Source organism: Thermoanaerobacter thermocopriae JCM 7501 (genome assembly GCF_001310975.1).
GTDB classification, from domain to species: Bacteria; Bacillota; Thermoanaerobacteria; order Thermoanaerobacterales; family Thermoanaerobacteraceae; genus Thermoanaerobacter; species Thermoanaerobacter thermocopriae.
This window is the reverse complement of record NZ_BAZY01000001.1, coordinates 1-15588: the sequence shown is the minus strand read 5'-3', so window position 1 is coordinate 15588 and position 15588 is coordinate 1. Positions and strand designations below refer to the sequence as shown.

The window sequence follows — 15588 nt, the reverse complement described above, 5'->3', positions numbered from 1 at the left end:
GGAAATTATATCACAAAATTATTAAAAATTTGTGTACAAATTGTTAAGTATTAGTTAAGATTGTAACTTAAAGCAAAATGATAATAAGAAACTATGACAAAAGTCGTCATAGCTTCTTATTATCCCATTACCACTAAAACCTGATGACTATTTCCCTTCTTTGTTAAATCAATAGTCTTATCTGTAACAAGCTCCCCATCTATATATACTTCTTTTACGCCTTTGTTAACACCATTAGGATTTCTTACCTCTATTAAATATTTGATATTTTTATAGTTATATTCTATCACATATTTATCCAATTTTGGGGTATACAAGGGTCTATTATAAGTTTTTCTCCGTATTTTTTCAAACCCAAGAGGTTCTCAATTGCTATTCTGTACATCCAACCTGCTGCACCTGTATACCACGTCCAACCTCCTCTTCCCACATGAGGTTCTACTGCATACACATCTGCCGCCATAACATAGGCTCTACTTTGTACTTCATACACTCAATAGGGGTTCTGGCGTGATTTATAGGATTTATCATGTTGTAAAGTTGCCATGCTTTATCTCCTTCTCCAAGCTCCGCAAAAGCTAGTATAACCCATGCTGCCGCATGAGTATATTGACCACCATTTTCTCTAACTCCTGGGACATATCCTTTTATATAACCTGGATTTAATTCGCCACTGTCAAAGGGAGGCGCTAAAAGCTTTATTATCCCTTCTTCTTCATTGACCAAATAATTTATAACTGCCTTCATTGCCTCTTTTGCTCTTACTTCTTTTCCCGCTTTAGATATAACAGACCAAGATTGAGATATGGAATCAATTTTACATTCTGAATTGTCTACAGATCCTAAAGGTGTCCCATCGTCAAAGTAAGCCCTTCTGTACCAACTTCCGTCCCATGCATTTTCTTCTATAGCTTTTATTAATTTGTCAGCTACTTCCTGATACTTTTTTGAATGTTCTTCATCCCTTTTAGTTTGACATATGGGCGAAAACTTCTGAAGAATAGTGTACAAAAACCAGCCAAGCCATACACTTTCCCCTTTCCCTTTGTTTCCTACCTTATTCATTCCGTCATTCCAGTCGCCAGTCCCCATCAAAGGCAAACCATGTTCTCCAAATTTTAATGAATAGTCTATAGCTTTTAGGCAGTGCTCATACACCGTACCTTTTGTTTCAGATATGCGAGGTGTGGAATATCTTTCCTCTTCTTCCTCCTTCAATGGTAAGTCTTCTAAGTAATTTACTTCTATATCCAGTATAGACCAATCTCCCGTCTTTTCTATATAGTCAGCTGTAACATAGGGAAGCCACAATAAGTCATCAGAAAATCTTGTTCTTATTCCTTTGTTTAAAACTGGATGCCACCAATGTTGTACATCCCCTTCAATAAATTGGTGTTGACAAGCACTGATTATTTGATTTTTTGTAAATTCTGGTTCTAAATATATCATATTCATAGCATCCTGCAATTGGTCTCTAAAGCCATAAGCTCCTCCCGATTGATAAAAAGCCGACCTTGCCCACAATCTACATGAAATTGTTTGATAAGGCAGCCATCCGTTTACAAGCAAATCCATCGACCTGTCAGGAGTTTTAACCTGTATTCTCCCTAAAAGGTATTGCCAAAATTCTTTCACTCTTTGCAATTCATTTTTACAATTTTCAACATTTGTATATTTTGAAATCAACCTCGCTACTTCTTCTTCGTTTTTTCCATGCCCTAACAAGATTGCAAATTGTTTTTCCTCATTAGCTTTTACTTCTACATGAAATTGTATTGCAGCACAGGGTCTAATGATATTCCTGTAGAATTTGAGAAAGTCTCATATTCCAATGCTTGAGGTGAAGTTAAACTTGAAGCAACTCCTATAAACTCTGACCTGTCGCCTGTAAATGAATTTATCTTTTCCGAAGCTGACAAAAATGCTAATCTATTAGCAAAATCTTCATTGTACAAATTTTTAATCATTAATGCCCCTATTTTTTCATCGTATTTTGTAAACAGATACGGTGAAGTAACTTCATCTGTCACTCCTAAAACCGGCCTTATGTAATAAGATATTGTCAGTTTCCTGTCTTCATCTCCCAAATTTTTAATAGTAACTAAATTTATTTTTATCGAATCTTCCTTTGCTACAAACATATTTAACTGTTGGCTTAAACCATAAGATATTGTTTCAAATGAAGTATACCCAAAGCCATGCTTTATATATTGAACTTTTGATTTGCCAGCAGGTAAAGGAGTAATTGACCATTTGTCCCCTGTTTTTTCATCTATTAAATAAATTACCTCACCATGAGGGTCTAAAACAGGGTCATTGTACCATGGGGTCAATTTGTATTCCCTACTGTTTTCTGCCCAAGTATACCCTGCTCCTACCTCTGACACCTGAAAACCAAAAGAAGGGTTAGAAATCACGTTTATCCAAGGAGCAGGAGTACTTTTGCCTTCCCATTTTATCACATACTCTTTGCCATCAAAGCTAAACCCTCCAAAACCATTGTAATAATCTAATGGTAATTCTTCCATTTTGACTTCCTCAAAATTTTGTACTTTTTTTGACCCAATTTTTAAGTTTGGGTGTGTTTTTTGTCTCTTTAATCATTATCTGGTCGTAAAGAGATTCATTTTCCCCATCAAACTTGAGGGCTGCAACAGTATTTAATAAATATATATCCTCTTCTTTTAAATTATTTTGCTGTAATAAATAAACTCCTCCATATTTTCCAAAGATGTCATAGGAAAAAGTAGTATTAATTAACTCTTTTATCTTGTCTTGTAAAGGCTGGAGATAACCGCTTTTATCTTTATTTAATATAACAAGGTCAATATTCACACCTTTCATTTTCCAATATTCATAAGCCTTTAAAAACCATTTTACCATCTCTAGTTCTTCCATCTTTTCTATCTCTACTAACACAATTGGCAAATCTCCTGAAATTCCATATGCCCACAATCCGGATTGACCCTTTCCATTTTTCAAAATCATCTCTTCTCTTAATTTACGCTGAGGACTCACAAATAAAATGTGAGCCAACATCCTCTGCAATAGACCTAATTCTCTAGGTTTTAAATTAAGATAATCTAATTCTACTCTACTTCTTGTCCACGACATTTCAAAAGCTCTTTCTACTACATTTTCCTCTTTATATTTTGCAGCAATTTTTACGGCTTCCTCCTTAGTTTCAGTTATTGCAGAAATGTATACTACTTTTGCTATCTCTCCTGGCATTACTTTTAGCCTTTTCCTTAAACTTACAATAGGGTCGAGGACTGCTCCTTCTGTATTGGAAAGGGGTTGATCGACTTCTAAAGCAATTGGATTTTTCAAGCTTCTTCCTCTTCCTATAAATTTTGCTCTATCAGTCTCAAACTGAGTATCTCCCACAATTTCTCCACTTAAAACTGCTACCTTATGCACAGCCCATAGTTTATTTTTCCCTTGTTCTCTCGGCTTTCTGTAGACTAAAATTGCATCTTCTTCCTTTAAAAATTCTGTTTTTACAAAAAGTTTATTAAAAGCAGGGTGTGCCACATCCGTTGGCAAATCTATCAAGCTTATTTCTCCAAAACTTGTAACTTCTAATATTCTCGGATGTTTGCTGTGATTTTTTAAAGTAAGTCGCCTTATCTCCACATCATCTTCTGGCGAAATAACTATTTCTAGGTGGGTATCTATATTTCCAACTCTTTTAAAGTACTCTGCTTTATCAGCAGAAAAAACAACCCTGTAATTTTGACCTTTTTCGTAAAAGGGAGCGTAAGTGACTGACCATACAGTATTAGAGTTTATATTTTGAACAAATATGAAAGTACCAAAATCTTGCGCCAAGTCTTTCCTCCATCTTGTCAAGAAAATACCTCTGTTATTTTTACTGTATCCCGTTCCCTTTTCTGTAAGCATCACAAAGTATCTTCCACTTGATAAAATATGAACTTCTGGCAACCAAGTTTTTGATTCTCCCAAAATCCTTACAAAGTCCCCATCTTCTTTGCGAACTTTTTGAATTTTTCTTGCTCCTTCTCTTTCTTCTCTCGTTATATCTAAATACATTGGCATTTTTTCTTGCAACAATATTTGAGCAGCTTTTATCCTTGGGTCTTTGTGAAATCTTTTTTGCATTACATTGTTATTTATAAAATTGTCCAAAGCCACAAATACCATACCTTGGTGATGGGCCATAAAGCTTTTAACTATCGCACTTTTTTTGCCAAAAGGAACTCTTTCTGGTGTATAGTCTATCGCTTCATAAAAACCGTACTTCCCTTCAGCTCCTTCTTTTTTAAAGAACCTTATATTTTGTAACACCCCTTCTACATCTACTCCAATAGCCAGCAAAGACCCATAAGGAGCTACTACTTTGTCGTGAGATAATCCTCTTTTAAGACCTAAACTAGGGACTCCAAAAGCTTTGTACTGATAATTTAAATTCATGTCAAAAGCGTAAAATCCCGACTCTGATATGCCCCACGGAATTCCTAATTCTTTAGCATAATTTTTTTGCACTCTTACAGCAAAGGCATAAGTTTCATCCAATAAAGTATTTTGGTAATTTCTCATTACTAAAAGAGGCATAAAATACTCAAACATCGTTCCAGACCAAGACACCAAGCCTTTATAACGATTTTCAATGGCAAGCATCCGGCCCAATTTAAACCAATGTTTTTTATCAACTTCTTTTTTTGCAATAGCAATAAAACTCGCTTGCCTTGCTTCTGAAGCCAACAAGTCATAATAAGACTTTGTAAGTTTTTCCTCTTCAACATTGTACCCTATTGAGAATAATTGTCTTTTTTCGTCATACAAATGCCTGAACTCTGTTTTTTCTACCAAATTTTCAATTGTACTCTTTATATTTTCAATCTCTGCCTCCAACTTTTTAATTTTCTCCAGAGCCTGGGCAACTTTATCTTTTTGACTTTTTAACAAAGCTTTCTCCTCTTCTGTAGCTTTTTTAAAAACTTCTTCTATTTCTAATAAATAGTTTTTATAGACTTTTTCCAATTCTTTTGGAGATGAATGTTCTTCAAAAACCTCCTTATATCTTTTAAAAATCTCTTGCTCTTTCTCACTTTCATCAAATTCTGTCCATACTAAGAATTCTTTCATTTCCCCTTTTAAAGCTATAATTATGTTTTTTAATCTTTTAATATTTTCCAAATCATCTTGTGAACTTAAAAGTTTCTCTCTAATTTTATTTAAGAATGCCTCCCACTCAGAGGCACTAAAGTCGTTTTACTTAAAATGGTTGTAAAAATATCTTCTGTAATTCCTTTTACATTCAACATTTTGATAGTATCTTTTAAGCCTTTTGCCAATTCAATATCTATAAGAGGTTTATTTAAAAATTCACCTATAGCTTCCTTTACTGTAATCAAATAACCTACTAAATTTCCACTATCGACCGTAGACACATAATAGGCCTTAAAGGCTCTAAAGTCTTTGTATTGTACCAGTTATACAAATGTCCATTCCATTTTTCCATTTTTTCAATTGTATCAAGGGTTTTTTTGATTCTTTCTACCATCTCAGTTGTGGTTATATAACCTAAGTCTCTTGCACCAATTACTGAAACCAAGTAAAGTCCTATATTTGTAGGTGATGTTCTCTCCGCAACTCCATTAGGGGGGTCTTCTTGAAAATTATCTGGTGGAAGATAATTCTGGCCCTCAGTCACAAAGTCTTCAAAATATCTCCAGGTTTTTCTCGCAACTAAGCGCAATTCCTCCATTTCCTCTTGTGATACAGTTTTTTCTTTTGAAATTATTGGCTGGCTTATATAAAAAGCAATATATGGAGAAATAGCCCAAAGGAAAAAAAGCGCTATAGCTCCAATTAAATCTTGGGGCTTAAAATACATAGATAACCCAATTAATACTAATCCCTCTACTAAAACTATCCACATTCTTTTGATAAAACTTACAAAGTCATTTGTAAGTCGTTTCTCCATATCAGCAGCTGTAACCCATTCTAATAAATTTTTTCTAGTTATATAAAGTCTCGTCAGTGTCCTAACTATTGCATCTGCCATCATATATGCTTGATATGGCAAAAACACAAAATTAAGTAAAGATTGATAAAAAGCGGCTTCTATTCTAGTTATCATGGCTTTATGTCTTTTTTCCCAATAGTGTCTAAACTGGCCTTTAAAACTAGTGTCAACTAAAGCAGGCAGAAGTGGGAAGAAAATAGTTAAAGCTACAAGCCCTAACCATAAAAAACTACTTCCAGGTAAAATACTAAACCCCAAAAATATCATTAACATTAATGTGACTGAAACAACACTTCTTCTCATGTTATCCATAATTTTCCATTTAGTAATTAAAGAAAGGGGATTTTTTATAATTTCTCCTTTTCTATTTTTTATTTTGGATTTCAAATAAGGCAATAACTGCCAATCACCTCTAACCCATCTGTGTAGTCTCATAATATAAGAATTATATTTAGCAGGGTATGCATCAATCAATTCTATATCACTGACAAGACCTGTCCTCACAAAGGACCCTTCTAAAAGGTCGTGACTTAAAATAGAATTATCCGGTATAGTATCTGTTAAAAGTTCTCTAAAAACATCAACATCATATATTCCCTTTCCTGCATATATACCTTCTCCGAACAAATCCTGATAAACATCTGATACTGCTGTAGTATATGGATCTATACCACCCTCTCCTCCAAAAATTCGAGAAAATAAAGTTGCATTTGCACTTTCTACATCAATACTTATCCTTGGCTGCAACAATCCATATCCTTCTACTACTAGACCATAATCTTTATCAATTACTGCTTTGTTTAATGGGTGTAGCATAGTACCTACCAATTTTTTAGCAGTATCAATAGGTAAATTAGTATCTGCATCTAAAGTTATTACGTATTTTATATTCAGTTTAGAAACATCTTCATTAACTACATAAAAACTCGTGTCTTTTTTCCCTCTTAAAAGCTCGTTAAATTCGACAAGAGCTCCTCTTTTTCTTTCCCAGCCCATCCAAGCTTTTTGCATTTTATTGTATTGCCTTTTCCTATGAAAATAGTAAAATATTTTTTCGCCGTTTTTAGAATATTTGTCATTTAATTTTTCAATTTCTTGCAAAGCGCATTTTACAATTTTTTCATCCTCTGGCACAACTTCAAAAGGAGCATCTTTGAAATCTCCTAATAGACCAAAATATAAATTTTTTTCTCGGTTTGCATGATAATACACCTCAAGATTATCAATCAACTCTTTTGTCCTTTTTTCATCTGGCAAAAGAGAAGAAATCACTATCATTGTCTTAGCATCTTCAGGAATACCTTCTTTCAACTCGATTTTTGGTAATATCACTGGCCTAAAAATATGCATTAAAATCCAATTTACTAATTGAATTGATATTTCACTAAAAGGCACTAGAAGAATTAGAGCGGAGATGAATAGCATGTCCCACCTGTTGAAAAAATTTGCTATATATTTCAATACCAAAAATTCTCCTAATAATATAAAAGTTAAAATTAAACTTAGATACAAAGTTTCGGGAGATTTTTTGGCAATTTCTATCCAGCTTATTGTCCTTTTTGATTTATTACTCAGCTTATTTTCAAGAATACTTCTTCCTTTTCCTACAAGGTAAAATCCTACATGGTTTATATACCCTAGTTCTCCCTCTTGTTCTGCCACTTCTTTTGCACATTCAATAGCCTTTTTAGCAACATATGTTTCTGAAGTATTATAATATTTGGCTATCTTTTCTATTTCATGCCTGTAATAATCTCTTGATTCAAAATCCATCTTAGGATACGTACCATCTGGGTCTTGCCTTAACACTTGTTCTACAGAACTCAAACTTTCAAAAATTTGTGCCCAATCCAGTGATGAAACAGTTTTTAAACTGGTAATAGCATTGCCTATAGAAATCTGTCTTTTGACCTGTATTTGATGAGCCTTTTCTGCTACATCACTGATGCTAGTGTCATATTCCATCAAAATCTTCTCTATAGACTGTATAATATTAGCAGAACTATTCCCTTCTTTTCTAAGTCTACTTACCAAATGCTCAATAAACTGAAGAGGAAATTTATCCGCAACGTTGATGTTTTCCCTTATGAGCTTTTTCACTTCTTCATATTTCATTTCTTTTTGTAAAAGCAATGTAAGTATTTTCTCTGCTTTTTCTCTTTGGCTGCGAGTTTCTACAATTTTCTCGCAAATCTTTTTTATTTTCTCCACCAAAGCAATGCGTATCATAAGGCTTAAAGCCCACAGCTCAGAGCTGGAAAGCAAAGCCTTTGTCTGATAAGCCTTTATAAAATTAATTATGGCTTTTTCATCAATTTTCCCATCAGTGTGAAGAACTAGCTCAAAGGCTATAGCATATATTCTTGGGTAGCCTTTGAATAAACCATTTTTAATCCCTGGAAGTCCGGAATAATAACTTTTTGACAAACTTTTTCTTATTTCTTTGACTTGCTCTTCGATTATATAAAAGTTGTCTAACAGCCATTCCTCTTCTTGAGAAATATAGACATCCTCTTCCTTTAAGATGCTGTTCAAATTTCTATAAACATTTTTTATGTAGTTGTAGTTTTTATTCATCCGCGGAATTAACAAATAAGATAATTTAGTTCTCTTCATTATGTTGTGATTCTGCGCTATTTCGGCTGCATGTTTTTCCATTTCTTCTGAATTTAGAATAATATCATCAAAATCCCTCATCGAGTCTTCTCTATTTAATCTCTGATTTTTTGAAATATGTACTATTGAAGTTGCTATTAAAAGCAAAACTAAAGCTACTATGTACCACACAGTCTGTCAACTCCTTCTCCACTGCAATTTCATGCTAAAAATATTATTCCCCCAAATTGCGATTTTAAAGCAAAAAAAATAAAAGCTCGCATATGCGAGCACACACAACTATTCTTCCCATACTTCTATGTCTCTGAGCCACTTAGGATAGTAATTTTTAACTATTCCTTTTGCAACCTTTCCCCATCCTGCTGGAAATCCTTCTATAGTAAAAAGAATCCATCCGTCTTTTAAGCTCAATTCAAAAGTTTCTCCTTTTAAATATTTTTCCCTTTGTTCTCTTTCAAGTTCCAAAAGTCTTTTAGCTTGGAAAGTTTTAATCCCCATTGCCAACCAGTGAGAAGGCTCAAACCTGTTTTTCTTAAGCTCTCCCAACTGCCAACCGTATCTGTAAACTCTTATATTACTCAAATCCGGTAAGCCTTGTGGTACATGGTAAACAAAACCATTATGCACTTCAATATTTAAATTACCTAAGTCTAAACTAAGATATCTATCAGCAAAATCGTAAAACAGTTGTAATTCTTTTTGCTTTTTTTTACCCTTCCTCCCTTTGAATTTAGAATTTGCTTCTCCCTCTTTTTTTCTCAATTTTGCTATAAAATGTCCTTCTCCTCTTACTTTGTGGGGCCACAATCTCATACATTTTTTCAAATCTTCAGGTCCTTCCACCCATTCTGGATAACCTCTGTCAAAAAATTTACTCATTTCACTTTTTTCAACTTTAAACTCTGGATATTCTTCTAAAAATTTTTTTATAACTCCTTCGTTTTCTTCTGGCGAAAAAGTGCAGGTAGAATAAACCAAAATGCCTCCCGGCTTCAATAACGGCGCTACATTTCTAAGTATATTTTTCTGTGTTATGGAGCAACTTATCACATTATTTAATGACCAAATTTTTCTCGCTGTAGGGTCTTTTCTGAACATCCCCTCTCCTGAGCAAGGAGCATCTACCAAGATTTTGTCAAAATATCCTTCAAATGCAGTAGTCAACTTTTCAGGAGTTTCATTTGTTATGACAATATTTCTTATCCCTATTCTCTCTACATTTTCTACTAATGCTTTTATTCTTTTTTTATCTATTTCATTAGCAACAATAAGCCCTTCATCGCCAATTTTTGTGGCTATATGGGTAGTTTTACCACCGGGCGCTGCACTTACATCAAGAATCTTTTCCCCTGGTTTAGGATCTAATACCTCCACAACTGCCATTGCTGTCGGTTCTTGAATATAATAAAGTCCTAAAACATGGTATAAATTATTGCCTGCCTTTTCCTCTTTGTCGTAATAAAATCCTGTTGGACACCAAGGAATAGGTGTTATCTCAAAAGGAACAATTTTTTTAAACTCTTCTACACCGATTTTTAATGTATTCACTCTTAAACCTTTTTGAGGTTTTTTGTCGTATTCCTTTAAAAAATCCTCATACTCTTCTTTAAGTAATTGCTCCATTCTCTTCAAAAACTCTTCTTTTACTATAATTTTCATCTTATTACTACCCCTATCTTATTGATTGAATAATATACTGGCAACTAATCTTTTAGATACTAATAACTTTCCCATTATTTTCCGCTGACAACAATATTTTATCCAAAATTAATTGGTCTTTATAGGCCTCGTCAAAAGTCGGCGTCTCACTAAATACAATTTTACCCTCTACAACATTTGTAAAAAAGTTTATAAGGCTTGCCATATGTAAATCTACCATCCACCCAAGAGAATACTTTTCTGGAGGATATATTGACATACTATACTCGCTAAATTTGCTTTTTTTATCGTAATCGCCAATTATTTGAACATTTTCTTGCTTTTTATATAATATAGCATAACGAGGCTGCTTTGTGGTTATTTTTATTGACCCTTTTGTTCCATATATTTCAAATATAGTCTCTTCCTCAAGGTCCGGAGATATCCTTGAAGCTTCGATGCTTCCCCAACCTCCATTTTCCATTTCTACTTCTACACTTGTCCAGTCATCTACATCTACTTCTTCATAAATATCAGAGCCTTTGGATACAGGCCTTTTTTTAAAATATGTCTTGGAATTTGCTCTCAAAGACTTTATTTCTCCTATCATAAATCTCACTGCATCCACAAGGTGTATACCCATGTCAACTATGGCGCCACCACCAGAAGTAGCTTTTTTCATTTTCCAAGACATAGGCCTCTTAGGGTCCATATAACCCGAGTGAAGCATCAAAGCCTTAAAATTTAAAATTTCACCTATCTCTCCATTTTTTATCATGTCTCTTGCTTGGTTTACCGCAGGCATAAACCTGTACATTAAAGCTGTTTGATGTATTATCCTTTTTTCTTTTGCCTTTTCCATTATTTCATAGGCTTCTTTGCCGTTAACTCCCATTGGCTTTTCAAGATATAATGGAATACCTTTTTCTATAACTTTCATCGCCTGTTCATAATGAAGGTAATTAGGGGTACATATGTCGACAGCATCAAGGTCGCCCTCTTCCAGCATTTCTTCAATACTTTTTACACCTTTTTCAAAAAAATGTGGTATATCTTCTGTGTTATTTTTGCAGACAGGTCCAAGTTTCACCTCAAAAGGAAGGTTTTTAAATATTAAAGGCATTGAAAAACAAGCTATAGAATGGATTGTGCCAATAAAGCCAAGCCCTATAAAGCCAAGTTTTATTTGTCTTTTTGACATTCCAGTTCACCTCTTTTCGAAAATTCACTTATTAATTATAACATTGATAAAAAGCATAAAAAAGAAATCCCAGATATTTCATCACTCATTAGAGTCGTCAATTAAATTCATGCAGAACACCTTTTGCACGAGGCACATCATATACATGCCATTTCTTTATTGTATGTCTCTTCTATAAAATCTGCAATAATAGGTCCAATCTTATCTATATCCACCAAAAAAGAGTCATGCCCTTGCATTGAAGATACTTCTTCAAATTTACCATAACCTCCTGAAGCATTTAGCTTCTTAATAAAGTCTTTCATGTATTTTGAAGGAAAAATCATATCTGTATCTATCCCTATCATGAGTACTTCTGCTTTAATCCTTTTAAGTGCCATCTTTAATGAACCATAGGGCTTCGTAATGTCATGTTCATTCATAGCCCATAAAATATATAAATATGAATTTGCATCAAACCTGTTTATAAAAGACAAACCATGATAGTTGAGGTAATTCTCCACTTCAAAATTGTTTTCATCTCTTAACCTATCAAATCTATAGTCAAATAAATCACCGCTTTTGTAGGTTATCATTCCTAACATCCTGCAGTGCTCAACCCTTTATCAGGTTTATGTGGTTTATCATAGTAATCACCGCCATAAAAATGTGGATCATTTAATATGCATTGTATACCTACATGGTTATACGCAATATTAAGAGGGGTAAGCTTATAATCAGCAGCTATAACAATAGATTTATCCACTAAATCCGGGTATGTTACTGCCCACTCCAAAGCCTGCATTCCCCCCATAGACCCTCCAATAACAACTTTTATCCGATCTATGCCAAGATAATCTAAAAGAAGTTTTTGCACTCTAACCATGTCTCTTATATTAATCTTCGGAAACCTCAAGCCGTAAGGTTTCCCTGTTTTGGGGTCTATAGAAGAAGGACCTGTAGTTCCATAACAACTGCCGAGAAAATTAGAACATATGACAAAATATTTGTTTGTATCAATATATTTGCCGGGACCAATTAAAGGGTCCCACCAACCCACGTTATTTTTTCCAGGATGTACACCTGCTGCATGAGCACTGCCACTTAAAGCATGTTCTACAAGTATTACGTTATTTTTTTCTTTATTTAATTTTCCATAAGTTTCATAAGCAATAGTAAGCTCATCAAAGCTATATCCACTTTCTGTAGTGAATATATTTTTCCCTCTTAGTGTAACCTTTTTTTCCTCAACTATCATTTACATCAACCTTTCTTATCTATTTTTGCGATGCATAAAGGGCATTATCAAGGTCTTCTAATATATCTTCTATGTCTTCTAGCCCTACCGAAAGTCTTATCATATCCTCCGTCACACCAGAAGCCAACTGTTCTTCTTTTGATAACTGCTGATGAGTTGTGCTAGCCGGATGTATAACCAACGACTTTGCATCCCCTATATTAGCAAGATGAGTAAATAATTTTAAGCTCTCTATAAACTTAATGCCTGCTTTTAATCCACCCTTTATGCCAAAAGTCAAGACTCCTCCTTGCCCTCTTGGCAAATACTTTTGTGCTAAAGCATAGTAGGGACTTGATTTAAGTCCTGGATAACTCACCCAAGAAACATATGGATGAGAAGCTAAAAACTCTGCAACTTTTAAAGCATTTTGACTGTGCCTTTCCATCCTAAGGGATAGAGTCTCTAATCCTTGTGCGAATAAAAATGCATTAAAGGGACTCAAAGCAGTACCCAAATCCCTTAAAAGCTGCACCCTTGCTTTTACAATATAAGCCGCTTCACCTACATCTTTTACATACCTTATACCATGATAACTTGGATCTGGTTCTGTAAGTTCTGGAAACTTTCCATTGTCCCAATTAAATTTTCCAGAATCTACTATAACTCCACCTATAGAAGTCCCATGTCCACCTATAAATTTAGTCGCCGAATGTACTACTATATCAGCTCCAAACTCGATAGGTCGGGCAAGGTAAGGAGTTGCAAAAGTATTATCTACAATTAGAGGAATTCCTGCAGTGTGGGCAATTTCTGCTATTTTTTCAATGTCAGCCACGTCAATCTTTGGATTTCCAATAGTTTCAACGTATAATGCTTTTGTCTTATCTGTTATTTGACTTTTAAAGTTCTCAGGATTTTTAGGGTCTACAAATTTAAAATTTATACCAAACTTTTTCAAAGTAGTCGCAAAAAGATTATAAGTCCCTCCATAAAGATTGGTAGAAGATACAATCTCGTCTCCTACTCCTGCGATATTAGTAACCGCCAGCGTTATAGCTGCTTGACCTGAGGATACAGCAAGGGCACCTACCCCACCTTCTAATGCAGCCATTCTTTTTTCAAAAACGTCAACAGTAGGTTCATCATTCGAGAATATATATATCCTTCTTCTTTTAAGGCAAAAAGGTCTGCAGCATGTTGAGTACTTTTAAAAGCATAGGAAGAAGTTTGAAATATTGGAAGGGCTACGGCACCTGTAGCTGGATCAGGCTCCCAACCTTCATGGATTGCTAAAGTTGAAAAACCATATTTTTTAGCCATATTTTTTAACTCCTTTCACAAAAATTTTTTAAATTACTTCAACAAAATCCTCAAATTCACTTAACTTTAATTCTTCTATTATATTCTCTTGTAAAACTTTAAAAAAAGCTTTTATTTCGGTTATTTCTTCTAATTTTTCTATTAATTCCTCTACATTTTTCTTTGTCTTCACAATAGCTGCAAACGTACCATTTTCAGAGGAAGATTCCACAATTGATACCCTTTGTTCTTTTAAAAACTTTAAAACTTTTTTCAAACCTAAAATAATATCTTCTTTGTAAAGTTTAAGCCTTATATAAAAAGTATCTGTAAAACTTCCCTGACGAATTGGAAGTAAGTTTATCCTCAAATTATCCTTGATATCATAGTTTAACAATATATCAATTAAATCAGCCACTACAGCATCCCCTGTAGGAAGTTCTCCAGCACCTTTTCCTACAAAAACATATTCACCAAAACTATCCCCTCTAAGTATGATAGCGTTATTTACGTCGTTTACCCTTGACAAAATATTATTTTCTTCGACTAAAACTGGTTCCACTCCTGCAAAGATGCCATCTTTGACTTTTTTGCACCAGGAAAACAATTTTATTTTATATCCCCATTTATTGCTGTAATTTAAATCTTGAGTCGTGATTTCGTCTATTCCTTTTCTAGGTATAGAATTTATTGGCACATTTATATTGAACACTTTCCTCATTAATATAACAAGTTTATAAAGGGCATCAAAACCTTTTACATCATAATCGGGGTTTGCCTCTGCATATCCTAATTGCTGGGCTTCTTTAAGTGCTTCTTCATAACTTTTACCTTCAGTAGTCATTTTGGTGAGAATATAATTAGTAGTGCCATTTACTATACCGCCTACAAAATCTATTTCATCTGTGATTTTTAATCTATCAATTTGATGCAATATAGGTATAGCTCCACCTACACTTGCCTCACATTTTAGAAATACTCTATTTTTTTCTGCTATTTCATTTAATTCTTCTCCATATTGGGCTATTAATTCTTTATTTGCAGTAATTACATGTTTTCCTGAAAGCAAAGCCTCTTTAACATATTCGTAAGCCGGATAAATACCACCTATTGCTTCAATAACAATTTTTATCTCTTTGTCTTTTAAAATTTCTTCAGCATTTTGAGTAAGTAGTCCTTCCACCTTCACTTTCCTGGGCTTATTGAGATTTTTCACGAGTATCTTTTTTATCTCAGGATAAGCGCTGTGCTCTCCTTTATATGACCTCCTCTTGAAGTTATCAATTTATATACTCCTGTCCCTACTGTCCCAAGTCCCAATAATCCAATTTTTACTGTCATATCACACCTCCAAGCAAATTTTTAGGCCCTCTTCGAAATGAGAAGAGGGCCTAATAATCCGCCACTCCTCTCATCTCTCAGGTTAGAATAATCTAACCTGCAGGATTTGGCACCAGACGCATATAAATGCCGGTTGCCGGGTTTCATCGGGCCAGTCCCTCCACCACTCTTGATAAGAGGTTTGCGTGTAATATATTCAATTTTGCATGTTGTAATCTATGTTATCACTTTGAAACTGTAAAGTCAAGAACTTTTTTTGTACTCTTTATTAAATTTTTTCAA

The 15588-nt window shown here is 34.1% G+C and carries 2 protein-coding genes, 4 pseudogenes and 1 riboswitch; all 6 genes and pseudogenes read right to left on the bottom strand.

Annotation, left to right across the window (positions count from 1 at the left end; genetic code table 11):
• Positions 1-119 precede the first annotated feature (119 nt).
• The 6 genes and pseudogenes from JCM7501_RS15670 to JCM7501_RS00005 all read right to left on the bottom strand — a co-directional run bounded on the left by JCM7501_RS15670 (position 120) and on the right by JCM7501_RS00005 (position 15306).
• Positions 120-8779 (bottom strand): annotated as a pseudogene (locus JCM7501_RS15670) (GH36-type glycosyl hydrolase domain-containing protein).
• A 108-nt stretch (positions 8780-8887) separates the two neighbouring features.
• Complete coding sequence (locus JCM7501_RS00025; protein WP_028991330.1) at positions 8888-10267, bottom strand: RsmB/NOP family class I SAM-dependent RNA methyltransferase; 1380 nt, start codon at positions 10265-10267, stop codon at positions 8888-8890.
• A gap of 52 nt (positions 10268-10319) precedes the next feature.
• Complete coding sequence (locus JCM7501_RS00020; protein WP_028991329.1) at positions 10320-11447, bottom strand: Gfo/Idh/MocA family protein; 1128 nt, start codon at positions 11445-11447, stop codon at positions 10320-10322.
• A gap of 137 nt (positions 11448-11584) precedes the next feature.
• Positions 11585-12684 (bottom strand): annotated as a pseudogene (gene metX, locus JCM7501_RS15665) (homoserine O-acetyltransferase MetX).
• A gap of 19 nt (positions 12685-12703) precedes the next feature.
• Positions 12704-13986, bottom strand: a pseudogene (locus JCM7501_RS00010) (homocysteine synthase).
• Between the two features lie 28 nt (positions 13987-14014).
• A pseudogene (locus JCM7501_RS00005) lies at positions 14015-15306 on the bottom strand (homoserine dehydrogenase).
• Positions 15307-15373: 67 nt separating this feature from the next.
• A riboswitch (SAM riboswitch) is annotated at positions 15374-15485 on the bottom strand.
• Between the last annotated feature and the right edge of the window lie 103 nt (positions 15486-15588).